The 21,620-nt window shown below is 41.3% G+C and carries 25 protein-coding genes, 1 pseudogene, 3 riboswitches and 1 other annotated feature; of the genes and pseudogenes, 18 read left to right on the forward strand and 8 right to left on the reverse strand.

Annotated elements, in window-relative coordinates:
* Positions 1–11 precede the first annotated feature (11 nt).
* A complete protein-coding gene (locus tag NSQ76_RS06845; RefSeq protein WP_341053149.1) occupies positions 12–1,055 on the reverse strand; it encodes a bifunctional transcriptional activator/DNA repair enzyme AdaA in 1,044 nt (347 codons plus the stop codon).
* Between the two features lie 228 nt (positions 1,056–1,283).
* Positions 1,284–1,417: pseudogene (locus NSQ76_RS06850) on the reverse strand (YrzI family small protein).
* 199 nt (positions 1,418–1,616) lie between these two features.
* A riboswitch (guanidine-I (ykkC/yxkD leader) is annotated at positions 1,617–1,726 on the forward strand.
* A 67-nt stretch (positions 1,727–1,793) separates the two neighbouring features.
* Here NSQ76_RS06850 and NSQ76_RS06855 point away from each other — a divergent pair.
* Positions 1,794–2,123, forward strand: coding sequence for a DMT family transporter (locus NSQ76_RS06855; protein ID WP_025092310.1), 330 nt, complete (start codon positions 1,794–1,796; stop codon positions 2,121–2,123).
* Positions 2,120–2,434 carry a DMT family transporter gene (locus NSQ76_RS06860; protein WP_024424636.1) on the forward strand — a complete coding sequence of 105 codons (315 nt, stop codon included), beginning with the start codon at positions 2,120–2,122 and terminating at the stop codon, positions 2,432–2,434. The genes NSQ76_RS06855 and NSQ76_RS06860 overlap by 4 nt, the downstream gene beginning before the upstream one ends.
* A 136-nt stretch (positions 2,435–2,570) precedes the next feature.
* On the opposite strand, the gene NSQ76_RS06865 is transcribed toward NSQ76_RS06860, so the two are convergent.
* Complete coding sequence (locus tag NSQ76_RS06865) at positions 2,571–2,756, reverse strand: hypothetical protein (RefSeq protein ID WP_024424637.1); 186 nt, start codon at positions 2,754–2,756, stop codon at positions 2,571–2,573.
* 161 nt (positions 2,757–2,917) lie between these two features.
* Between NSQ76_RS06865 and purU the strand changes: the two genes are divergently transcribed.
* The 6 genes from purU to NSQ76_RS06895 all read left to right on the forward strand — a co-directional run bounded on the left by purU (position 2,918) and on the right by NSQ76_RS06895 (position 8,479).
* Positions 2,918–3,820, forward strand: a complete 903-nt coding sequence (gene purU, locus NSQ76_RS06870; RefSeq protein ID WP_024424638.1) for a formyltetrahydrofolate deformylase — start codon at positions 2,918–2,920, stop codon at positions 3,818–3,820.
* A gap of 43 nt (positions 3,821–3,863) precedes the next feature.
* Positions 3,864–4,082, forward strand: a binding site (T-box leader).
* A gap of 55 nt (positions 4,083–4,137) precedes the next feature.
* Positions 4,138–5,235: a glutamate 5-kinase gene (proB, locus tag NSQ76_RS06875; RefSeq protein WP_024424639.1), complete on the forward strand. Its 1,098-nt coding sequence runs from the start codon at positions 4,138–4,140 to the stop codon at positions 5,233–5,235.
* A 12-nt stretch (positions 5,236–5,247) separates the two neighbouring features.
* Complete coding sequence (locus tag NSQ76_RS06880; protein WP_341053152.1) at positions 5,248–6,495, forward strand: glutamate-5-semialdehyde dehydrogenase; 1,248 nt, start codon at positions 5,248–5,250, stop codon at positions 6,493–6,495.
* 124 nt (positions 6,496–6,619) lie between these two features.
* Positions 6,620–7,756 (forward strand): Rap family tetratricopeptide repeat protein, encoded by a 1,137-nt coding sequence (locus NSQ76_RS06885; RefSeq protein ID WP_024426809.1) that lies wholly within the window; start codon positions 6,620–6,622, stop codon positions 7,754–7,756.
* Positions 7,746–7,880 (forward strand): hypothetical protein, encoded by a 135-nt coding sequence (locus NSQ76_RS06890; protein WP_024424642.1) that lies wholly within the window; start codon positions 7,746–7,748, stop codon positions 7,878–7,880. The genes NSQ76_RS06885 and NSQ76_RS06890 overlap by 11 nt, the downstream gene beginning before the upstream one ends.
* 170 nt (positions 7,881–8,050) lie before the next feature.
* Entirely contained in the window at positions 8,051–8,479 is a 429-nt protein-coding gene (locus NSQ76_RS06895; protein WP_024424643.1) for an organic hydroperoxide resistance protein, read from the forward strand.
* A 32-nt stretch (positions 8,480–8,511) separates the two neighbouring features.
* Here the strand turns inward: NSQ76_RS06895 and NSQ76_RS06900 are convergent, their stop codons facing one another.
* Positions 8,512–8,958, reverse strand: coding sequence for a MarR family winged helix-turn-helix transcriptional regulator (locus tag NSQ76_RS06900; protein WP_024424644.1), 447 nt, complete (start codon positions 8,956–8,958; stop codon positions 8,512–8,514).
* 161 nt (positions 8,959–9,119) lie between these two features.
* Between NSQ76_RS06900 and NSQ76_RS06905 the strand changes: the two genes are divergently transcribed.
* Positions 9,120–9,536 (forward strand): organic hydroperoxide resistance protein, encoded by a 417-nt coding sequence (locus tag NSQ76_RS06905; RefSeq protein ID WP_024424645.1) that lies wholly within the window; start codon positions 9,120–9,122, stop codon positions 9,534–9,536.
* An 85-nt stretch (positions 9,537–9,621) separates the two neighbouring features.
* Here the strand turns inward: NSQ76_RS06905 and NSQ76_RS06910 are convergent, their stop codons facing one another.
* From NSQ76_RS06910 to NSQ76_RS06920, 3 genes are all read right to left on the reverse strand, one after another.
* Complete coding sequence (locus NSQ76_RS06910; protein WP_024424646.1) at positions 9,622–10,092, reverse strand: nucleoside deaminase; 471 nt, start codon at positions 10,090–10,092, stop codon at positions 9,622–9,624.
* A gap of 139 nt (positions 10,093–10,231) precedes the next feature.
* Positions 10,232–12,520 carry a 5-methyltetrahydropteroyltriglutamate--homocysteine S-methyltransferase gene (metE, locus tag NSQ76_RS06915; RefSeq protein ID WP_341053156.1) on the reverse strand — a complete coding sequence of 763 codons (2,289 nt, stop codon included), beginning with the start codon at positions 12,518–12,520 and terminating at the stop codon, positions 10,232–10,234.
* 150 nt (positions 12,521–12,670) lie between these two features.
* A riboswitch (cobalamin riboswitch) is annotated at positions 12,671–12,862 on the reverse strand.
* A 113-nt stretch (positions 12,863–12,975) separates the two neighbouring features.
* Positions 12,976–13,935, reverse strand: a complete 960-nt coding sequence (locus tag NSQ76_RS06920; RefSeq protein WP_024424648.1) for a S8 family peptidase — start codon at positions 13,933–13,935, stop codon at positions 12,976–12,978.
* Positions 13,936–14,378: 443 nt separating this feature from the next.
* On the opposite strand from NSQ76_RS06920, the gene NSQ76_RS06925 reads away from it, so the two are divergent.
* The 7 genes from NSQ76_RS06925 (at position 14,379) to NSQ76_RS06955 (ending at position 20,557) form a co-directional block, all read left to right on the forward strand.
* Positions 14,379–15,065 (forward strand): response regulator transcription factor, encoded by a 687-nt coding sequence (locus tag NSQ76_RS06925; RefSeq protein ID WP_248351404.1) that lies wholly within the window; start codon positions 14,379–14,381, stop codon positions 15,063–15,065.
* A 3-nt stretch (positions 15,066–15,068) separates the two neighbouring features.
* Positions 15,069–16,418 carry an ATP-binding protein gene (locus NSQ76_RS06930; protein ID WP_076840934.1) on the forward strand — a complete coding sequence of 450 codons (1,350 nt, stop codon included), beginning with the start codon at positions 15,069–15,071 and terminating at the stop codon, positions 16,416–16,418.
* Positions 16,419–16,484: 66 nt separating this feature from the next.
* Positions 16,485–17,174 carry a PepSY domain-containing protein gene (locus NSQ76_RS06935; protein WP_341053161.1) on the forward strand — a complete coding sequence of 230 codons (690 nt, stop codon included), beginning with the start codon at positions 16,485–16,487 and terminating at the stop codon, positions 17,172–17,174.
* Between the two features lie 93 nt (positions 17,175–17,267).
* Positions 17,268–17,786, forward strand: coding sequence for a PepSY domain-containing protein (locus NSQ76_RS06940; protein ID WP_024424652.1), 519 nt, complete (start codon positions 17,268–17,270; stop codon positions 17,784–17,786).
* Between the two features lie 76 nt (positions 17,787–17,862).
* Positions 17,863–18,003, forward strand: coding sequence for a hypothetical protein (locus NSQ76_RS06945; protein WP_172643418.1), 141 nt, complete (start codon positions 17,863–17,865; stop codon positions 18,001–18,003).
* 133 nt (positions 18,004–18,136) lie between these two features.
* Positions 18,137–18,301: riboswitch (M-box (ykoK) riboswitch) on the forward strand.
* Positions 18,302–18,509: 208 nt separating this feature from the next.
* Positions 18,510–19,868 (forward strand): magnesium transporter, encoded by a 1,359-nt coding sequence (gene mgtE, locus NSQ76_RS06950; RefSeq protein WP_341053167.1) that lies wholly within the window; start codon positions 18,510–18,512, stop codon positions 19,866–19,868.
* Positions 19,869–20,158: 290 nt separating this feature from the next.
* Positions 20,159–20,557, forward strand: a complete 399-nt coding sequence (locus tag NSQ76_RS06955) for a hypothetical protein (RefSeq protein ID WP_034623375.1) — start codon at positions 20,159–20,161, stop codon at positions 20,555–20,557.
* A gap of 34 nt (positions 20,558–20,591) precedes the next feature.
* Here the strand turns inward: NSQ76_RS06955 and NSQ76_RS06960 are convergent, their stop codons facing one another.
* On the reverse strand, positions 20,592–20,921 hold the full coding sequence (locus NSQ76_RS06960) for a MerR family transcriptional regulator (protein ID WP_024424656.1): 330 nt from the start codon (positions 20,919–20,921) through the stop codon (positions 20,592–20,594).
* A gap of 192 nt (positions 20,922–21,113) precedes the next feature.
* Between NSQ76_RS06960 and NSQ76_RS06965 the strand changes: the two genes are divergently transcribed.
* Both NSQ76_RS06965 and NSQ76_RS06970 read left to right on the forward strand, forming a co-directional pair.
* The gene (locus NSQ76_RS06965) at positions 21,114–21,269 is read left to right on the forward strand and encodes a hypothetical protein (protein WP_087977671.1); all 156 of its coding nucleotides are present in this window, start codon (positions 21,114–21,116) and stop codon (positions 21,267–21,269) included.
* Between the two features lie 37 nt (positions 21,270–21,306).
* Entirely contained in the window at positions 21,307–21,471 is a 165-nt protein-coding gene (locus NSQ76_RS06970; protein ID WP_024426818.1) for a hypothetical protein, read from the forward strand.
* Positions 21,472–21,620: the final 149 nt, after the last annotated feature.

The raw sequence follows: 21,620 nt of genomic DNA on the forward strand, positions 1-21,620 counted from the left end.
GAGCCGTTTTTTTATGCACGCTGTTCTAACTGAAGCAAATATTTCTTCCGTTCAATCCCTCCGCCGTAGCCTCCAAGCTCACCACTTGTTTGAATCACGCGGTGGCAGGGAATGATAATCGCCAATTGATTGGCACCATTTGCATTACCAACGGCACGAACCAAATGCGGATCGCCTAGTTTCGTGGCTAGATCTCGATAGGATCTCGTTTCGCCTGCGGGAATGCGTGAGAGCTGGTCCCACACCTTCATTTGAAATGGGGTGCCATGTAAAGAAAGCGGTACAGTAAACTTGGTCAGCTTTTTCTCAAAATATAAGGCCAATTCCTTTGCTAATTGCTGATGGACGTTTGTTTCTCCAACTAAAATGCGGGCATGATGCTTCTTTCTTAATGTTTCAATTTCTTTTTCGAGTCCCCGCCTGTCCATAAACTCCAGTAAATACACATGTGTGGCATCTGTCACACTCATCATCCGCCCGATCGGTGTGGAAATAAAATTAGCATAGAGAATGTGAATCTGTGCTTTTTTAGGGGGATTTCCCATGATTTTCGTAAATGCATCATTGAAGGCACTTGAAGATTCATAGCCGAAAGTGACCTGCTGATCGATTACTTTTTTTCCGTTCAAAATTTCTTTAAAGGCAAGTCCCATTCGGCGTGATCTTGCATATTGAACAAAGGTCATGCCGTAAATGTCTTTAAACTTTCTTCGAGCTGTGGCAGAGTGAATCCCTAATTGGCGGAAGTCCTCTTCCTTCCAGCGTTTCTCAGGATTTTTTTCTACTGCTGAAACGAGTATTTTGACTTCTTCAGGAATGCTGTTAGGGTATGTTAATGGTGTGCAGCGCTTGCACGGGCGATACCCTGCCAGCAGTGCTTCCTCCGCTGTAAAGAAAAACTCACAGTTTTCAAATTTTGGCTTTCTGGCCGTACATGTGGCATGACAGAAGATACCGGTTGTCTTAATACAGGCAAAGAATGTGCCGTCATATTGCGGATTCTTGTCAACAAGTGCTTGATAAAATTCATGTTTTTGTTCATCGGTCATCATCATATGAAGCCACCTCTTGATTTTCTATAAAATGTTTTTCAGCATTGTTTGGGGTACGACGGATGATCTGTAAATACATCATCCTAAAGTTGGACGTTCATCGCATCAATCTGATTTCATTATATCAGCGATGTGATCATTGACGTATCCGTGCTTTAAGGAATGCGGAATAGATCCTGTTTACAATCAAGCATCATAAACATTCAATCTCCTCCTTTTCTCATTCCTGTTTTAGTTCATATACTTTAGTTGCTTCTGTTTCATTTCTTCATAAAATGCTTCAACTTCTTGTTCGTAAAGTACGACTCCATGTCCTTGTATTTACGCTTGATCGTCAATGTCATAAAAAATAAATGGATTGTCATATACGCTCATTTCCCTTCAGTCCGCAGACCTTCTTTATCAGCCTGTTTCTAACACTTAGTATACGGCGGTCCCATAAAAATTCTTTCGAAAAATGAACAAGTATATTTGCATGTGGAAAGCAAAGCGGTAGACCGGTATTTCGGGGTGTGATACAATTTTGACACACAGAATCTGCTTTAAGTCAGATCTGCTTATTAAGAAATGGTTTTCTAGGGTTCCGTGCGGGTGGCGCAGTCTGGACCGAGAGAAAACACATAGGGTCTAGACAATAGACCGTATGGACACGGAGGGATAAAAGCCCGGGAGATTTGATCAAACGATCGATTTCCGGGCTTTTTTTATTGCTTGGAATCGTTCAGAAAGGAAGAGAATCGGATGAAATGGGGAAATGTATTGATTGCAGCCATCTTTGAAGTTGGCTGGGTGATGGGGTTGAAATATGCTGACTCTTTATTAGAATGGGCCGCAACCATCGTTTGTATTGTCGTGAGCTTTTATTTACTCCTGAAAGCCACGACTGTACTGCCAGTTGGCACACTTTATGCCGTTTTCACCGGACTTGGGACAGCAGGTACTGTCATAGTAGGTATGGTACTGGGAGAGCCAGTACAGCTGGTGAAATTACTTTTAATCATGGTGCTTTTAAGCGGTGTATTAGGACTTAAACTAACCACAGGTGAAAAGAAAGGAGAGACTGAATCATGAGCTGGCTTTTACTCATTGGTGCAGGCATTTTAGAAATGCTTTGTGTCACCATGATGAATCAATTCCAGAAAGACCGGCATGTCAAATGGATTTTATTCATTGCAGCTGGATTTTCGCTGTCCTTTCTCATGCTCTCTCTTGCGATGAATACAATTCCGATGGGAACGGCATACGCCATTTGGACTGGCATTGGAGCCGCTGGAGGAGCCATTGTCGGCATGCTGTTTTACGGTGAGTCGAAGGACGCAAAACGTATATTCTTTATCGCACTGATTTTATCTGCGGCGGTCGGGTTAAAAATCATTGAATAAGAAAAGGCTGTCATCTGTCTGCCAGCCTCAGTATGTAGACAAACCCACACATTCTTTGTCAGGCCTGCAATGGTTTTCTATCACGCTGAAAAAGAAGAAAAAGGGCTAAAATAAAAATCATTTTAGCCCTTTTTTGTTACATCGAATGATGATTGGAATCGTTTTCATTTTTGCGGTAAAGCTGACTCACTAGAAGAAAACAGACACCAAATGTGAGCAAAGGAATGAGTCTCTCACCGGCCATAAAAAGATAAATACCTGTGATCAGACATACGATGCCGAGCCAAAAGCTCACTTTACCAAACAAAGTCATGCTTTTCATCTCCATCACTCCTTTTGTGATAAAAGGTCTACTCACATTATATCATGCTAGGTGCAGAATTGAATGAATATTCAATAAAAAATGGACTCTTCATTGCTTTTTCTCTTTCCAGTCCAGTATAATATTTCATTAGAATGAAAACGCAAATGAGGTCATGATACATGAGAACATTGATTACAGAGAAACTTGAATTACACAGACAAAAGCACGAGCAAAAAGGCAGATTACTTGTCAGCTGCCCAGATCAGCCTGGTATTGTATCAGCTGTTTCTTCCTTTTTATTTGAGCACGGAGCGAACATCATTGAATCGAGCCAATACACAACCGATCATGAAAGCGGCCGGTTCTTTTTAAGAATTGAATTTGATTGGAAAGACATCTCGGCGAATATGGATCAATTGAAAAATAGTTTTGAGCCAATCGCAGCATCATTTCAAATGACGTGGAGCATGTCGCGTGCAAGTGAGCTTAAAAAGCTGGCAATCTTTGTCTCAAAAGAGCTTCATTGTCTGCATGAGCTTCTGTGGGAATGGCAAAGCGGAAATTTAATGGCTGAAATCGCAGTTGTGATCAGCAATCATGAAACGGCAAAAGATACAGTAGAATCGCTTGGAATCCCATTCCATTTTGTAAAGGCGAACAAAGACATTCGCAAAGAAGCTGAAAAAGAGCAGCTCGCCTTATTAGAAGAGTACGACATTGATGTGGTTGTGCTTGCTAGATACATGCAAATTTTAACGCCTGGATTCATTGAAGAGCATCCGAACAAAATCATTAATATTCATCATTCCTTCCTGCCAGCGTTTATTGGTGCAAACCCATACAAGCGGGCATATGAGCGGGGGGTCAAATTAATTGGTGCGACTTCTCATTATGTCACCAATGATTTAGACGAAGGCCCGATCATTGAACAGGATATTGAGCGGGTCGATCACCGGGATGATGCGGAAGCCCTAAAAAATATTGGCCGGACAATTGAGCGCAGTGTGCTTGCACGTGCTGTCAAATGGCACCTTGAAGATCGCATTATTGTTCATGAGAATAAAACGATTGTCTTTAATTGACCGCTTGACTTTTCTTTAGCAATTGGTGATAATATAAAAAAATTAACGAGCGTTGAAAAGGAATAGTAAGCAGGAACTGATGCGTAAAGAGAGCAAATGATGTGCTGAAACATTTGCCGCAGACAGCTGCTGAACCTGCCCTTTGAGCCTTAGAGGAAAAATCTAAGCGCGTGCCTGGCGTTACAGGAGTTGAGTGGAATAAGCAGATTGCATGCTTATTCAATGAAGGTGGTACCACGGAAAATCCCTTTTCGTCCTTTACATAAGGAGAAATAGGGATTTTTTTGTGCCTAAAGGTATAGCGGAGGGAATCAAGGATGAAAAAGCAAAGGATCGTCATAAAAATTGGCAGCAGTTCATTAACAGAGCAAAAAGGAGCCATTGATGAACAAAAGATGCAGGATCATGTAAGAGCCATAGCAAAGCTCAAAGAAGCAGGTCATGAAATCATTTTAATTTCATCAGGAGCCGTTGCAGCAGGATTTGGCAGTTTAGGCTATCCATCAAGACCTGTGACCTTAAAGGGGAAACAGGCAGCTGCCGCCGTTGGACAGGGTTTGTTAATGCAGAAATATACAGAGCTTTTTTCACAGTTTCATATGACACCTGCTCAAATGCTTTTAACACGTAATGACTTTTCAGATCGAACAAGATATCGAAATGCGTACGCAACGATGATGGAGCTGCTTGAAAGAAAAATCTTGCCGATCATAAACGAAAATGATTCAGTCTCCATCGAGGAGCTTACCTTTGGGGATAATGACATGCTGTCAGCTCTTGTCAGTGGATTAATCCATGCAGACCAATTGATCATATTAACAGACATCAATGGCATTTATGATGCAAATCCAAATGAGCATCCTGAGGCGAAGCGATTTGATGTCCTGACCCACATTTCAGAAGAATTGTTTTCATATGCAAAGAGCACCGGTTCAAAGGTTGGAACAGGCGGAATGAAATCGAAGCTCTCAGCTGCACAAACGGCACTTTCACTTGGCGTGAAAGTCTTCATTGGCACAGGCACTGGGGAAGACAAGCTGCTTCGCATACTTGCGGGTCAAGGCGACGGAACGTATATCGGTGAACAGGATTTATCAGCTGTGAACAACCGCCGTCAATGGATTCAATTCCACTCACCGGTCTCTGGGAAGATCATGATTGATGCAGGAGCGGAAGCGGCGATTTTGCATAATGGCAGAAGCCTTCTTCCGGCAGGAGTTATTGATGTCGCTGGTGACTTTTCTAAAGGAGAAGTCGTAGAAGTCGTCGGTCCAAACGGATTAGTTGGTAAGGGACAAACCTTGTACGCCTCCGACGAGCTTCTCGGCATTAAAGGAATGCGAAGTGACGAGCTTGCAAAAGAGAAGCCTGAGGTCATACACCGAGATCACTGGGTACAGCATGTACAAAACTGAGGAGGGAATACGATGAATGAAGTTCTTGAAAAAGCAAAAAAAGCAAGTGCAGCCAAAGATCAGCTGCTTCTAAAAACGACGGAACAAAAAAATGCTGCCCTGCACGCCATTGCCAGTGCACTAAAAGCATCTTCAGCTTATTTAATAGAAGAGAACCAAAAGGATGTTAAGGCTGCTGAGGAAAAGCAGTTCACGCAATCTGTCATTGACCGGATCACACTCACGGAAGAGAGAATTGAAGCCATTGCAGATGCGACCCTTCAACTCATTCAGCTAAAAGACCCAATTGGTGAAACGTTAGAAACCATTCAAAAAGAAAACGGTCTGTTCATCGAAAAGGTCCGTGTACCGCTTGGAACGGTTGGAATGATTTATGAAGCAAGACCAAACGTGACAGTCGATGCTGCGACCCTTTGCTTGAAAACTGGGAATGCTGTGATTCTGCGCGGAAGCTCATCTGCTATTCATAGTAATAAAGCGATTGTAAAGGTGATTCATGAAGCGCTTCATACGACGGATATTCCAGTAGACAGTGTGCAATTAATTGAAGATACTGGCCGTGAAACGGCGAAAACGCTGTTCACTTTAAATGAATACCTGGATGTCCTTATTCCGCGCGGCGGGAAGAATTTAATTGATCTTGTAGTGAGAGAGTCAACTGTGCCGGTGCTTGAGACAGGTGCAGGAAATTGTCATATCTACATTGATGAAACAGCGAAAAACGAAATGGCTGAGCGGATTGTGCTGAATGCCAAAACTCAAAGACCTTCTGTTTGTAATGCAATCGAGAGCATTGTCATTCAAAAAACATGGGCAAACAACTACGGTGCTTCTTTATTTGAAGCCCTTCAATCCAATGGGGTAGAAATACGCGGTGATGAAGCCGTTTGTGCGCTTGCTCCTAGTGCTGCATTAGCGACAACTGAGGACTATGCAACGGAGTTTTTAGCACCGATCGTCAGTATTAAAATTGTAGAAAACATAGAACAAGCGATTCAGCATATTCAAACATATAGCTCTAAGCACTCTGAGGCGATCATTACGGAAAACGATGAGCATGCAGCCCTTTTCTTAACAGCTGTCGATGCTGCCGCTGTTTATCATAATGCCTCTACTCGTTTCACAGATGGCTTTGAATTTGGCTATGGAGCGGAAATAGGTATTAGTACGCAAAAACTTCATGCAAGAGGGCCAATGGGTCTGCCAGCCTTAACGTCTGAAAAATTTGTCATTCGTGGTCAAGGACAAATAAGAGAATAACGAATTTAAAAGAGAGTCTTGTGACAACAGGCTCTCTTTTTCCTTTCATTTTTGTATTTCTCCGGTCAAGTATGATAAAATATGGTAATGTTTTATATTTTGAGAAGATTGGAGAAGGCAACGTATGGCGAAAATCATTCCCTCTTCGGATATTGGAGTGAAAATCAACAAGTGGTATGAATTAATCCGCAGATTTGATTCCGAACAAGCAGAACAGTTAAAGCAGGAAATTCGCACCTCTCTTGATTCAATGGAAGAAGATCAGAATTTGCTTCTCTATTTTTCTTTAATGGAATTTAGGCATGAGGTCATGCTCGATTATTTAAAGCCATTAAAGGAAGGAAAGCTTCGCGCCAACTTTTCCGAGCTTTCGAAAGAAATAGATGAGCATCAAACGCATGTCACAGGCATGCTTGAATACTACTATCATTTTTTTAGAGGCATGTATGAATTCGGGCGGAGGGAGTATATTGCTGCCATATCGTCTTATCAAAAGGCAGAGCATAAGCTTTCTTTTGTATCAGATGATATTGAACGTGCGGAATTTCATTTTAAAATGTCAGAAATATATTATCACATGAAACAAACTCATATCTCGATGCACCATGCTAAACTAGCGCTGGATGTTTATGTTCAGCATGAACTGTATGCGCTTCGCACGATTCAGTGTGAATTTATTGTGGCCGGTAACTACGATGATATGAGAAGGCATGAAAAAGCATTACCACATCTCGAAAGAGCACTTGCGAGATCAAGAGAGTTTCAGAATGTGCGTTTTATTGCCTCCTCTTTGTTTAATATGGGCAACAGTTATTACCGAATGGGAGACTTGGGCCGCGCACTCGAATTAATGAAAGAATCCATCTCGTTATTTGATCAAAATCAATCCGATCATCTTCGTCGATCTATAGACCCTCTTTATACAGCCGCTCAGATATTATACAAACAAGGAAAACACGAAGAAGCATTACACTACAGAGAAGAATGTATGAAGAGAGCAGAAGCTCTTCAAGATGACATTCATATTCAGAAAACCATATTTCTAGAAGCATTGTATTTAAGACAAGATGCTGAGCATATTAAACGAATTTTCCATTTTTTAGAGTCTGCCTATGCATATCCAGATATAGAGGAGCTGGCATTAGATACCGCAAAGTATTATAATGAAATGGGGGATTATGAAAAATCTTCCATGTTCTATGGGGAAGCGGAACATGCTCGAATCTATATTCAGAGAGGGGATTGTTTATATGAATTTTAAAAAATGGGCAGTCGTCTGTACAAGCATCACCATTATGGCATTGTGGCTGGCAGCAGCAAATGCCGACCCAGATAACAGAAACCATACGCTAGAACAACCGAATCCGCAGCATGACACGATCTAAAAGCCCTTTTTAAAGGGCTTTTTTTACTGCCTAACAATTTCCGGACATACTCATAAAAAGGGTTCAGGCAGGAAAACTTAAAAAAGAGTATTTATTGATTGACTCTGTAATTTAAATTGTGTACAATTCAATTGTAGAAAATATTATTGGAGAGAAAGAGGGTTATATTCATGTCAGACGTTTTATTTACAGCAACGGTATCAGCTGTCGGAGGAAGAGAAGGTAAGGTTGTTTCAACAGATGGTGTACTTGAACATGATGTAGCAATGCCTGGAACACCAAGAGCAAAAAAACTTGAAAAAGCAACAAATCCAGAGCAATTATTCGCAGCAGGCTACTCTGCATGTTTTGATTCAGCCCTTCAAATGGTAGCGAGACAAGAGCGTATTCGCTTTGAAAGTGAAGTTACAGCACATGTCAGCTTATTAAAGGACAGTTCAGATGGCGGCTTCAAACTAGGCGTTCAATTAGAGGTAAAAGGAACTGGAATTGAGCAGTCAGCATTAGAAGAACTTGTTCATAAAGCACACGGCGTTTGCCCATATTCAAAAGCAACTCAAGGAAACATCGAAGTAGAACTAGTAGCTGTCGCACAATAATAGACATTATAAAAGGCTGAGGGAATGTTCCCTCAGCCTTTTGATTGTGTTAAATTTTGCAAAAGCTCATGTAAAGAGGCACGCAGTGTTTTTAGCTCTTCTTCCGATCTGCCTGTCCCAGTCAGCATGTGAGACGGAATCGCAGTGGCCTTTTCTTTTAGCTGCTCTCCATATTCCGTTAAACGAATTTGTACAGACCGCTCATCCTCTTTCGAACGTTCTCGGATAATGAGTCCATTTTGCTCCATTCGTTTCAGCATGGGCGTGAGTGTACCGGAGTCTAAATAGAGAAGCTCTCCCATCGTTTTCACATTTAATGTTCCATGCTCCCACAATAAAAGCAGTGCCAAATATTGCGGGTACGTAATGTTTAATTCTTCTAACAACGGTTTATACTGCTTCGTCATCTCTCGTGAACTTGCATATAACAAGAAACAAAGCTGATTTTCCAGCTTCATATGTTCAAATTCATTTGTCATGTCAGTCACCAACTATTTTTTGTCATACTTATCATTGTATAAGATTTTCTTCCTTTTTAAAATAAATACAGACGAAAAATGAAAAATTCTTCAATGTGCGATAAATGTTTGAGAAATGAATAGAACGTGAAAAGGATGAATAGATGAAGGAGGAGATGAAGATGAAACCATTATTCACAGCAAAAGTAAAGGCGCAGCATGGAAGAGCTGGACATGTTCGTTCAGAGGATGGTGTGCTCGACCATAACATTGTCATGCCTAACGCAAAGAAAGATGGAGAGACTGGTACAAACCCAGAGCAATTATTTGCAGCAGGCTATGCAGCTTGTTTCGGAGGAGCACTTGAGCACGTAGCGAAGAAGCAAGGGATAGAAATAGAATCGGAAGTAGAAGGACATGTCAGTCTTTTAAAAGATGAAAGCGACGGCGGCTTTAAGCTTGGCGTAAAGCTGATTGTGTCTGCGAAAGGTCATGATCATGACAAAGTGAAAGAGCTTGTCCATGCTGCCCATGAATTCTGTCCATATTCAAAAGCAACAAGAGGGAACATTGAAGTAGAGCTTGAAGTGGCGGAGTAATAGTAGAAGACAAAGGGCTAAAATAAAGATCATTTTAGCCCTTTATCAACAATCCGCAACACCTGCTTACCGCAGGTGTCTTTTTTTAATATTCTTTCTTTTTATCGTATGCTTCCCATGCTTCAAATGGTGCAAGGGTTTTTTGAGGTGTCAGCTTGTAAAATGGTATATTTCTTGATTCGTATTCTTTGTTGATTTCTTCATAAATAAATGAGTCATCAAAACCAGAATCCGCTGCATCCTGATGTCCAGCAGCAAAATACACAGCTTTTGGTCTAGCCCAGTAAATAGCGCCAAGGCACATCGGACAAGGCTCGCAGCTTGTGTATAGAATGCAGTCTTCTAATTGGTATGTATGTAGAGTTTGGCACGCTTTGCGAATGGCTGTGACTTCTGCATGTGCGGTTGGATCGTTACTCGTTGTCACGTTGTTGCTGCCCTCTGCAATAATCTGACCATCCTTGACAATGACTGCTCCAAAAGGGCCGCCAGTACCACTATTGACTCCTTCTACTGCAAGATCAATTGCGCGTTGTAAAAAATCTTCGTGATTCATTGTCTTCCTCCCTTTGTTCGACTGACTTCTCTAGTATAAACGAATCATGCTAGAAAAGAAATCATCATAGCAGGAGATCGAACAGGCCAATTTGCGCATAAAAAACCCCTGCCGAGTTCAGCAGGGGAGAGACATTCAATTAAGCGTGCTGCGCCAGCTTTTTACGAGCGACTTCAGCAGCTGTGACCATGTTTTTCAAAGCAGCAATGGTTTCAGGCTCTTGTCTAGTTTTTAGACCGCAATCCGGATTCACCCAGAAGCGATCTGTTGGACAAACGTTCAGCGCATCATCAATAATTTTGCTCATTTCTTCAACAGATGGAACGCGCGGGCTATGGATGTCATAAACACCTAGTCCAAGTCCTTTCAAATACGGGTGTTTTTCTAAGTAATCGAGGAATCCGCCATGACTGCGTGAATGTTCAATTGTAATCACGTCAGCATCCAAGTCTTCGATTGTATCGACAATATCCTCGAAGTTACTGTAGCACATATGTGTATGAATTTGTGTTTCATTTTGAACGGATGATGTGGATAAACGGAATGACTCTGCTGCCCAGTTTAAATATTCTGCCCAATCACTTTCTTTGAGCGGAAGTCCTTCTCTTAGCGCAGGCTCATCCACTTGGATCACTTGAATACCAGCTGCTTCTAAAGCTTCTACCTCTTTACGCAAAGCGAAAGCGATTTGGAAAGCAATGTCTTTGCGAGAGATATCCGTTCTTGGGAAAGACCAGTTTAAGATGGTAACAGGTCCTGTCAGCATGCCCTTGACTTTTTTCTCTGTCAAACTTTGTGCGTAAACCGTCTCTTTCACTGTCATTGGCTCTGTAAACTCTACATCTCCATAAATGATTGGCGGCTTCACGCAGCATGATCCATAGGATTGAACCCAAGCAAATTTCGTAAAGGCAAATCCGGCTAGCTTCTCGCCGAAGTATTCAACCATGTCTGTACGTTCAAATTCCCCATGTACGAGCACATCCAGACCAATTTCTTCTTGAATATCAATCCATCGTTTTGTTTCTTTCTTAATAAACTCATCATACTCTGCATCTGTCCACTCATTTTTGCGCCACTTTTGACGAGCACTGCGCACTTCGGCAGACTGCGGGAAACTGCCAATTGTTGTTGTTGGAAGAAGCGGGAGCTCAAGAGATTCGTTTTGGATACGAAGGCGTTCTTCAAAGGCAGCTGGACGTTTAAAATCTTTCGATGAAAGATTGTTGCGTTCCGCTGTTAGATCCGCATTTGTTCCTTTTGCGAACTCTTTTAAGGTAAGAAGTGCTTGTGCTGCTTCGTTAATATCAGCATCAATGGCAGCTGCTCCTTTTGTTAAACCTTCTTTTAGCAGTGTCAATTCAGCCAGCTTTTCAGTGGCATAAGACAGTCCGTTTAATAGTTTTTCTTCAAGCTGTTCGCTTGGGTGTTTGGCAACTGGCACATGCAGCAAGCTGCTTGATGGCTGCAGCCATACTTCTTTCGGCTGAACGTCAGCAATGACTTCAGAAATAAAGGATAATCTTTCGCCAAGGTCTGATCTCCAAATATTTCTTCCATCAATGACGCCTGCTGCTAAAATTTTATCTTTCGGGAAGCCGTGCTTTTTCACTTGATCAATGTTGCGCCCTTGATCATGGACAAAATCAAGACCGATTGCTTCAACAGGATATGTGACAAGTTCTTCATACGCATCTACTGAATCAAAGTATGTTTGAAGAAGAATGTTCAACCCAGGTACGGCTTCTTTGATCGTTTGATAGATTTCTTTTACGGCTTTTACGTCTTCACTGGAAGCTGTGACAAGTGCAGGTTCATCAATTTGAACCCATTTGACGCCTGCTTCTTTAAGTTCTTTTAAAAGCTGATTATAAAGCGGCACTAGACGCTGCTGGATTTCTTTCACTTCATTTGCTTCATAACCTTTAGAAAGTGAGACAAATGTATATAGACCAAGTACAACCGGTTTTGTTTCAACACCAAACGCCTTTTTCACCTTTTCGTAAGCTTCAAGCGGTTTGTTGTGTGTGAGTTTAAATTCTGTGCTTTTTTCGTATTCTGGAACGATGTAGTGATAGTTTGTATTAAACCATTTTGTCATTTCACTTGAGACGGCATCTTTTGTTCCGCTTGCCATCGCGAAGTATGTATCTAGCGGGTCTTTTAAGCTGCGGAAGCGCTCTGGAATCCAATTGAACATAACAGCGGTATCCAGCACGTGATCATAGAAGGTAAAGTCTCCAGAAGGAACAACATCAATTTGTTGATCGATTTGTGTTTTAATGGCAGTTAAAAATTGTTCATCCAGTGTGCTTAAGAGGGTTTCGCGGTCTGTTTGACCTTTCCAGTAAGACTCAAGTGCTTTTTTCCATTCTCTGTTTAAACCAATTCGCGGAAAGCCTAGATTACTTGTTTTAACAATTGTCAATTCCAATTCCTCCTCTAAATATAAAAAGACATTTACGCTCATGATCATGATTGATGAGGTAAATGTCTGGTTTAAAAGACAAAATGTGTGTGCGAAATAAGGCGTGAGTATCACTGACGCTTTTCCGACATCTCCTATCAACCGTAGGGGGTTTGATGTGATAGAGCGGCTGGTATCCTGGCTGGTGAATCTGCAAGCTTTTCATCCTTCCCATCCTAATGACAGTGGATTCCTGAGAAAAGCTCTCCTCACTCACAGTGGCGGGACCGCGCCGGATTTTCACCGGTCTTCCCAATTAAAATTCGACGTGTAATCGAATTACCGACTCTCAAACTATGAATTTATTGTGTTCGATTATATAACGTTCACTTCATTTCGTCAAAGTAAATTTTGAATAATTTTAATTAAAAAAAATCCTGAGAAAATTCTATCTTTTCTCAGGACCTCTATTTAAGCTATAGAGATAAAAGATCTGCTTCCAATGTTTTTTCTAAAAGGACATCAGGTGCAGTTAAATATAAAAATCCATTCCCTACAAGGGCTTTCGACTGTTTTAATGGAAGGGTTCTTCTGACAAGCTGAGCATAAACCTCAGGCTCTGTCAGCTTGCGCTGGAACGCTTCTTCTTCGGCATTTTTAATAATGGCTAGTGCACCGCTTACGTGAGGGGCAGCCATTGAAGTCCCTGTGAGCCTGCCGTATTTATGGTTAGGGAGAGTGGATAAAATGTCTTCTCCTGGAGCGACGAGGTCGATTTCTTTATTGGCGTTAGAAAATTCAGAGGATTCTCTAGCAAGGGAAACAGAACCGACGGCAATGACTTCATTGTATGCTGCTGGGTAGGAGAACTCTTCCGTACGCTCGTCCCCGTCCCCTTCATTTCCTGCTGCGCACACAACAAGCACACCGCTTTTTACCGCATTTTGAATGGCTTCCTGCAGGGCAGGCTCATTGCTTGGACCACCGAGAGACATGGAGATAATATCCACCTTCTGCTCTGCGGCATAGTTGATGCCATCAATGATCCACTCATATTTTCCGCTGCCATTTTCACCACCAAGAACTTTCACGATGAGAAGCTTGGCTTCAGGGGCAACCCCTAAAATTCCGCCATTTTGATCTGTTGCGGCAATCGTTCCTGCTACATGGGTACCATGCCCATTGTAGTCTTTTACATTTTCAGCATCTCCATCGTCATCATCGGTAAAGTTCTTCCCACCGATAATCTGATCTTTTAAGTCGGGATGCTCTGTGTCACAGCCTGTATCAAGGACAGCAATGGTTATGCCTTTTCCTTTGAAGCCACTTGACCAAAGTTCGGGTGCTTTAATCTCCTGAATACTTTCCGGCGTCTCTTTCGCTTCCATCACATTGGCTTTTACTTCATACGGAATTAAGCGAATTTCACCTTTCATAAGAAAGCCCTCCTTATTTTGTTTTCAAAGTAGATTCAGGCTGCATAATGTTATTGTATAAAAGAAACTTTTGATCGGAAAGGGTCAATTGTAATAATTTTTCAAATAATCAATCTATTATCAAAAGTGCAGTTCTCCTCACATATTGACGAAAGAGCTCACCTTTTGAAGAAAACTCTTGATATCATATGAAAAAGAAGGAAATGCTGCATAGTGAGGTTGCACCTGTACAGATGAAAATGGGTGAATAGAACTAAAAGCGGCAGATTAAAAAATAATGAGATGAAGTAACAACTTGAGAAGAAGGCTCAAGTTAAATGTTTTTTCTCAAAAATAATTCCCTCCATAAAAAAATAGATGTGAAGATTGTGACTGTTCCAAATAAGAAAGGCAACATATAATAATGGAAAGACAAGCTTGCCTTTTAGATAGGAGAGATAGAGATGAACAAAGGGAAGATACTCGTAGTCGAAGATGAAAAGAAAATCGCAAGGGTGCTGTCACTTGAGCTTGAATATGAAGGATATGAGGTGACAGTCAAAGAGACAGGAATAGATGGGCTTCAGGCTCTTGAAGAAGATAGCTTCGATTTGGTTCTGCTTGACGTCATGCTTCCAGAGTTAAGCGGGCTTGAAGTGCTGAGAAGGGTTCGGAAGACAAATACAGCGACACCTATTATTTTGATTACAGCAAGGGGAAGTGTTCCTGATAAAGTAAGCGGGCTCGATCTTGGGGCGAATGATTATATAACAAAACCTTTTGATATAGAAGAATTATTAGCACGAATTCGCGCACAGCTAAGGTTGAATATACATGCACAAGAAGAAAAGAAGACAGAGCTGAGCATAGCAGACTTAACGGTCAACGAGAAAACAAGAGAAATACAAAGGGCTGGGCAAATGCTTGAACTCACACCGAGAGAATATGACCTGCTTGTTCACTTACTGAACCATCAGCAGCAAGTGCTCACAAGAGATCAGCTTTTAACAGCGGTTTGGGGTTTTGATTATTTCGGTGATACAAACGTGGTAGATGTCTATATCCGTTATTTAAGGAAAAAAATCGATTACCCATTCGAAAAACAGCTGATTCACACAGTGAGAGGTGTGGGTTATGTGATGAAAGGATAAAGAATGAGATTAAAAAATAAGATTCAGCTTTATACGTCGTTGTCTTTGTTTTTAATGGTGCTCTTGTTTCATACAGCCATTTATTTTATTTTTTCGATGACCTTGACGCAAAAAGATATGTCCCGCTTGTCTGAGGTGGCTGAAAATATTGCGATTGCTTTAAAAAAATCAGAGGAAGAGGGTCTTCCGTCCTCGGAGCTGCTGAAGGCGTACCTGCCTCAAAATGGTATGATCCGTGTCGTGACAGAAACGGGAGAGTCAAAACTGACTGTCACAAAGGAATCAACGTTTAGCTCACTGCCTTTTACATACGAATCTGGCCAGACAGCAGAAATCAAAGAATACAATAAGCATATGATTGCGTTCGCTGCTATTCCGGTCATTTGGACAAATGGTGAGATTATGTCGCTTCAAGTATATGAAGAAATCGAAAATACGGAAGAGAACTTAGCGTTATTAAAAATGATTTTAATCGCTACCGGCGTTTTGTTTATTGTGCTTTCCTATTTTGCAGGCCACGTTTTAACAAAGCAAATTGTCCGGCCGATTAGCAGAATGACGAATACCATGAAGGCAAGTATGAAAGAGAAGGCGTTTAAACGAATTGAATTAACAGGCGATTCAAAGGATGAACTATATCAAATGGGACAAACCTTTAATGAAATGTCCGAGATTCTCGAGAAGCATTATGAAAAAGAACAGCAATTTTTGCATGATGCCTCCCATGAATTGAAGACACCGATTACCGTCATTATGAGCTACAGCAATTTACTCAAACGCTGGGGGCAAACACGTCCAGAGGTTGTAGAAGAATCCTCTCAAGCGATTCATGATGAAGCGAAAAAAATGAAAAGACTGACAGATCAATTACTGACATTGGCGAAAAACGGCCAGCCGTTATACTTGGATATGAAGCCGGTTGATCTTGGTCATTTGTGCAAGCAGCTATGTCATACACTTGAAGTGGCTACCAATCGAACGATTCAATCTCATGTGCAGACAGATCAGCCGCTGATCGCAGAAGGAGACGAAGAGAAAATCAAACAGCTTTTGACTATCTTAATTGATAATGCGGTCAAATATAGCAGAGAGCCAGTTGATGTGACCTGCGGATGGGCAGGAGACAAGCCATTTATTTCAGTGATTGATCAAGGAATTGGCATAAAAGAAGAGGATCTGCCGAAAATCTTTGACCGCTTTTTCCGTGTGGATGAAGCGAGAAACAGTGAGACGGGCGGAACCGGACTCGGTCTTTCAATTGCGAAGCAAATTGCAGAAGAACATGAAGCCGAGCTGAAGGTAGACAGCCGTATCGGCGAAGGAACAGCCATGACCATTCTTTTTCAGAAATAAATGGGTCTTTTCTCATCAATTTCTCATTTCCTCCTTATAAAATAGGAAATAGGAAGGAGGCGCTGCATGTCTAGAAAAACGAAAATGGTGCTTGCGCTCGCAGGATGTCTTGTGATTCTTGCGGCCTTTGCAATGCTCATGATCCAAACCATTGATCAAAAAATATTAAGTGAAGCAGAAATGAAAAAAATGATCTCAAAAGACTATAATGGAAACATTACACATATTGATTTAATCAATCATAAACAGGACTACACAATGACGCTGGAAAATGCAAATGGCATCTATCAAATCATTGCATCTTCTGCAAGCGGTCAAATGAAAGAGATTAGACAGTTAAAAAGCTATCAGAAGCCAAATGAAAAAAATGCTGAGCTCCAGGCAGAAGAGGCGGCTGTTAAAAAGGTGAGCGGAACCGTCATTCAAAAAAAGGAGACGTCAGATCGTTTCATTTTTACCATCCAATCAAAAAAAGAATTGTATCAAGTTGAGGTCGGCAAACAGTCATTTAAGGTGCTTGAAGCAGAAAAGAAAAAACCAAGCTCTAAAGAAAAGAAGCTCACGAAAATCACCGTCGAGGAAGCCATCCAAATTGCCGTCAAAGAAGTTGGCGGAACAGTGGATGATGCTGATCTTGAAACATTCAGCGGTATGCTCGTATTTGAGGTGGAGCTGGATTTGCCTGACGGCAGAGAGGCAGAGGTGCTTGTGAACGCCTATACAGGAGACATTGAGGGCATTACGTACGAAAACTAATCCTTTTCTCATGATATTCTCATGTTTCTTTCCTTCCTTTATCATCTTGTTTTCTTAAGATATAGAAGAAATCAAACAGAGGAGGAAATGAACATGATGAAAAAAGTACTAGTAGCTACAGCATTAACGGGAACTCTTGTCGCAGGTGGTTTCACACTTCAAGCGCAAAATACAAATCAAACAGCAAACGCCGAGCAAGTCGTGCAAAAGAAATCGTCATTTGTTTCAAAGAAACAAGCTGAAAAAGCAGCCTTAAAAGTGGTAAAAGGCTATGTGGATGATGTGGATCTTGAGCGTAAAAAAGGAAAATGGGTGTATGAGGTCGAGATCAAAAAAGGCGGCTTTGAATATAAAGTATATGTCGATGCAAAAACTGGAAAAGCGTTGAATGATCCAGTCAAAGAAAAGAAACAGAACGTGAAGATCACGAAAAAACAGGCTGAAAAAATTGCTCTTGCAAAAGTAAAAGGCACAGTCACTGATTCTGATCTAGATAAAGAAAATGGTGTGTACATTTACGAAATTGAAATCACAACACCAAGCGGCGAGGAAGTTGATTTTGAGATTTCCGCTAAAACAGGCAAAATCCTGAAGCAAGAGTGGGATGATTAAGCTATGACCAAACCTTACACTTTCATGTGTAAGGTTTTTTCATTGGGACAAACTACGGGAAAGGAGGCGAGAGAATATGAAGAAAAAAGAAGATGAGCAAACAATGGATCACGCGGAATACGTTCCGCATCCTGATGGAGAAGGATATGCTTTGTTTTTGCATGATTCCTTTCATCTCCTCTCCCAAGAGGATATGAATCAGCCGGAAGAGGAATAAAAAGACATGAAAAGGGCGATGGCTGAGCTGTTTATCGCTCTTTTTTTGAAAAGTAAGCGAATACATAAGGATACTTGGCATCTTGCTTATTGACATCATTCCGCTTTTTCTGTAATCTCAGTGTGTTAACAATATGAGACTTCGTTAGGTGAGGCTCCTGTATGGAGATACGCTGCTGCCCAAAAATGTCCAAAGACGCCAATGGGTCAACAGAAATCATCGACATAAGGTGATTTTTAATGCAGCTGGATTTGATCCTATGCCATACAGTGCTAAAGCTCTACGATTGAAGGAGCAAGTGTTTATTTTGTCATGCTTACAAAGCGCCTTCATTCGGTTGAAGGTGCTTTTTTATGAGAAAAGGAGGTGTGGGGATGGATCATCCCGATTCGAGACACATAAAGAGTATGTCAAAAGATCAGATTGACGCATCAGACAGAGGAGATCCTGACCCCCGCACATTCTAAGGGATTCGGGTATCTCCTGACTTTGGGGAGGTAACAGCGATGATACAGAACATTACGTACGATGAACTCATTTTAAAAATCATTATTTTATTAAGAGACGGCAAACGCAAAGAATTTAAAAACATTATGGAAGAACTTCAGCCATATGATATGGCCTATTTATTTAAAGAACTTCCAGAAAAACACCGCGGCCGTTTCCTCAGCTTTTTAACAATCGATGATGTGACGGAAATGATGGGTGAGCTTGAGCGCGAATACCAAGAAATTGTGCTTGAAAAAGTAGGAAAAGACAAAGCCACCTTCGTCACAAACAAAATGGATAACGATGACCTAGCCAACTTGTTTGATGAAATGGATGATGAGCTGAAAGACCAGCTTTTATCAAACATGGAGGCGGAGGAATCAAAGGCCGTTCAGCTTCTCATGAATTATCCTGCTGAGACAGCAGGCCGGATCATGACCAACCGGTACGTTTGGATTCCTCAGCACTATACGGTTCAGGACGCGGTTGTAAAGCTGAAAAGCTTTGCTGAAATTGCAGAATCGATCAACTATTTATATGTCATTAATGATCAAAAGCAGCTTGTAGGGGTTCTGTCGTACCGGGATCTCATTTTAGGTGAACCAGATGAAAAAGTGCAGGATCTTATGTTTACAAGAGTCATTGCCGTTGGAGCTTTTCAAGATCAGGAAGAAATCGCAAAGCTGATTGAACGGTATGATTTTCTTGCCATTCCTGTTGTAGAAGAGAACAATGTCCTGGTTGGAATCGTCACAGTCGATGATATCATTGATGTCGTCATTCAAGAGGCAGGAGAAGATTATGAGAAGTTCGCTGCCTCTGGTAAAGATATTACATTCGACACGCCCGCTTTTGTTGCGGCATACCGCCGTCTCCCGTGGCTCATTTTACTCTTATTCATTGGGCTGATTTCAGGCAGTATTTTAAATTACTTTGAAGATACCCTTCAGCAAGTCGTCGCCTTAGCCTTCTTCATGCCAATGATTGCAGGAATGACAGGGAATACAGGCACACAGTCGCTTGCCGTCGTCATTAGAGGACTTTCAAAAGAAGAATTAACGAAAAAAACCATTATGCGCCTGATTTTTAGAGAGCTCCGAACAAGTATTTACATTGGGATTGTCTGTTCCATCATTATTACAGTCGTCGCAATGGTGTGGCAGGGCAATATGATTTTAGGATTTGTTGTCGGTTCCTCACTGCTTGCCACACTGATTATTGGAACGATGGCAGGTACGATCGTGCCTATTATTTTACACAGATTAAACGTCGACCCTGCGATTGCATCTGGGCCACTGATTACAACATTGAATGATATTTTATCACTGCTCATCTATTTTGGTATTGCGACAGCGTTCCTTCATACACTTATGTAGCAAGAAGACTGTAAAACATGACGTTTTGTAGTCTCAGCGCGCTGACAAACCCTTGCATTCGGTGTCAGTCATTGCGTGCCGGTGCTCACGAATGTTCAATTCGCTCCGCTCCGGTACTCGTTCTTCCTTGACTTCAAAGGTTTTCAGATCGCGCTGAAAGGTAGACAAAGGACCATCCTTTGTCCACAACCTAAGCCTGTAAAACATGACGTTTTACAGGCTTTTTTTGTATAAAGATTGCATATAGCGCTTCCATCCTTTACATTTTAAGGAGAAGGTGGGAGAGAAACATGAAGAAATTCTTATTCGTTTTGATGTGTATGTTTTTGCTGAGTGCATGTCAAAGGGAGGACGAGGGGAAAGACCGAAGGCTAGTGGCTGCAGAGCATATGCTTGAAGCCATCACCGAAGGAAATAAAAGAAAAATGGAAGACATCTACGTCGAAGGTGCGATCCCGAGCCCGGATGACATTCTGAAACTGAAAAAAGAATGGGGCATAGACACGCTTTCTTATGAGGATTTTCAATTGGAAGAAGCCAGCATTCATGTGTTTCATGCGAATTATGAAGATGCAAAAACCGGGAAGAAAAAGGCACTTGCCCTGCGGGTGAAAGAAGATCCTGAAAGAGGTGGCGTGCTGATTGACTTTGTAGGGGTTGTAGAAGGTACTGAAGCTTCCTCTAAATAAAAAGAATCGTTCAAAAGAGCGATTCTTTTTTTGTTTAACGATTTTTATACCGAAAGTGTGCGTTAATCTGACCTTCCAGCATTTTTTTCTTAAATTGTCCGCTTTTTAGCGCTTGTTCTTTTTTCTTCATGTCTTTTAAAATTTCAGCTGTCTGCACACCGTCTTCCCGTTTATTGGCGATGTCCATCAAACGTTCAACATCTGCAAAAGAATATTTCCGTGTGCCTCTTGTTGAGCGCTGGGGGTAAATGAGTTTACGTTCCTCATAATATCGGATTTGCCTGACGGAAAGCCCTGTTAGCTCACTGACAATCCCGATTGAAATGACTTTTTTATCTTTATAAGATACATCTTCCTGCGTCATATACTCACCCCTGCAAGTCTTTTCTTCATATTATATAGAACGAGAAGTGAAAAAACCTATCGTTTGTTAGAAAATATAACACAAAAACGAAAAAAATGAAAAAACCATGGGAGGAAAGATTACAGAGAGTGTGCAATACATCTTACGGCGGCATATAATCATGGTGAATTGACATAGGAGGAGGAGCATATGATGGAGGAAGCACAGATCATTCGTATGGCAAAAGAAATCATCGCATTAGATGTGAAGAGGGATGAATTGCTCGAGCAATTCATGCAGGCTGCAGGTCAGAATGCACATGCGCTTCTAAGAGCCATGCAAAATGATTTGTATAAGAAGTCTTCATAAGCACCCGATCCAAATCACTTGATAGGAGGGATAATCGGTGCGGCGTATATTAAAAGAAGCTTTAGCAAAGGAAAGACATTATTATACGAAGCAGCTATGTTCATTAGGGGTTTACAGCCCTGATGCGGCCAAGAACATGACAATTAGTGACTTAAAAAAAGAGTATCATTTCTTTTTCAACAAAACAGAACGCTGTCTGTAAAAATCCCTTGAAATGTGCGTATGTCACATAAAGGGTTCTTTTTTTTGTTTAATATTATAGCAATATTGAATTTTGTAGAAATTTGGCGAATGAAGTGCAAGAAACCATAGATTCTTTACAGATTTTGTTAAAGTGTGTCGCATCTTGAT

It is taken from the genome of Bacillus sp. FSL M8-0256 (assembly GCF_038005765.1).
GTDB classification, from domain to species: Bacteria; Bacillota; Bacilli; order Bacillales; family Bacillaceae; genus Bacillus; species Bacillus safensis.

Excerpts from the sequence above, each read along its gene's own strand:
- purU (WP_024424638.1), top strand. The coding sequence starts at position 2,918 with ATGAGAACATTGATTACAGAGAAACTTGAATTACACAGACAAAAGCAC.
- NSQ76_RS06900 (WP_024424644.1), bottom strand. The coding sequence starts at position 8,958 with ATGACAAATGAATTTGAACATATGAAGCTGGAAAATCAGCTTTGTTTC.
- NSQ76_RS06935 (WP_341053161.1), top strand. The coding sequence starts at position 16,485 with ATGTCTAGAAAAACGAAAATGGTGCTTGCGCTCGCAGGATGTCTTGTG.
- NSQ76_RS06865 (WP_024424637.1), bottom strand. The coding sequence starts at position 2,756 with ATGAAAAGCATGACTTTGTTTGGTAAAGTGAGCTTTTGGCTCGGCATC.
- NSQ76_RS06880 (WP_341053152.1), top strand. The coding sequence starts at position 5,248 with ATGAATGAAGTTCTTGAAAAAGCAAAAAAAGCAAGTGCAGCCAAAGAT.
- mgtE (WP_341053167.1), top strand. The coding sequence starts at position 18,510 with ATGATACAGAACATTACGTACGATGAACTCATTTTAAAAATCATTATT.
- NSQ76_RS06930 (WP_076840934.1), top strand. The coding sequence starts at position 15,069 with ATGAGATTAAAAAATAAGATTCAGCTTTATACGTCGTTGTCTTTGTTT.
- NSQ76_RS06885 (WP_024426809.1), top strand. The coding sequence starts at position 6,620 with ATGGCGAAAATCATTCCCTCTTCGGATATTGGAGTGAAAATCAACAAG.
- NSQ76_RS06860 (WP_024424636.1), top strand. The coding sequence starts at position 2,120 with ATGAGCTGGCTTTTACTCATTGGTGCAGGCATTTTAGAAATGCTTTGT.
- NSQ76_RS06955 (WP_034623375.1), top strand. The coding sequence starts at position 20,159 with ATGAAGAAATTCTTATTCGTTTTGATGTGTATGTTTTTGCTGAGTGCA.
- NSQ76_RS06965 (WP_087977671.1), top strand. The coding sequence starts at position 21,114 with ATGGAGGAAGCACAGATCATTCGTATGGCAAAAGAAATCATCGCATTA.
- NSQ76_RS06945 (WP_172643418.1), top strand. The coding sequence starts at position 17,863 with ATGAAGAAAAAAGAAGATGAGCAAACAATGGATCACGCGGAATACGTT.
- NSQ76_RS06920 (WP_024424648.1), bottom strand. The coding sequence starts at position 13,935 with ATGAAAGGTGAAATTCGCTTAATTCCGTATGAAGTAAAAGCCAATGTG.
- NSQ76_RS06960 (WP_024424656.1), bottom strand. The coding sequence starts at position 20,921 with ATGACGCAGGAAGATGTATCTTATAAAGATAAAAAAGTCATTTCAATC.
- NSQ76_RS06910 (WP_024424646.1), bottom strand. The coding sequence starts at position 10,092 with ATGAATCACGAAGATTTTTTACAACGCGCAATTGATCTTGCAGTAGAA.
- NSQ76_RS06895 (WP_024424643.1), top strand. The coding sequence starts at position 8,051 with ATGTCAGACGTTTTATTTACAGCAACGGTATCAGCTGTCGGAGGAAGA.
- NSQ76_RS06925 (WP_248351404.1), top strand. The coding sequence starts at position 14,379 with ATGAACAAAGGGAAGATACTCGTAGTCGAAGATGAAAAGAAAATCGCA.
- NSQ76_RS06890 (WP_024424642.1), top strand. The coding sequence starts at position 7,746 with ATGAATTTTAAAAAATGGGCAGTCGTCTGTACAAGCATCACCATTATG.
- proB (WP_024424639.1), top strand. The coding sequence starts at position 4,138 with ATGAAAAAGCAAAGGATCGTCATAAAAATTGGCAGCAGTTCATTAACA.
- NSQ76_RS06855 (WP_025092310.1), top strand. The coding sequence starts at position 1,794 with ATGAAATGGGGAAATGTATTGATTGCAGCCATCTTTGAAGTTGGCTGG.
- NSQ76_RS06940 (WP_024424652.1), top strand. The coding sequence starts at position 17,268 with ATGATGAAAAAAGTACTAGTAGCTACAGCATTAACGGGAACTCTTGTC.
- NSQ76_RS06905 (WP_024424645.1), top strand. The coding sequence starts at position 9,120 with ATGAAACCATTATTCACAGCAAAAGTAAAGGCGCAGCATGGAAGAGCT.
- NSQ76_RS06845 (WP_341053149.1), bottom strand. The coding sequence starts at position 1,055 with ATGATGATGACCGATGAACAAAAACATGAATTTTATCAAGCACTTGTT.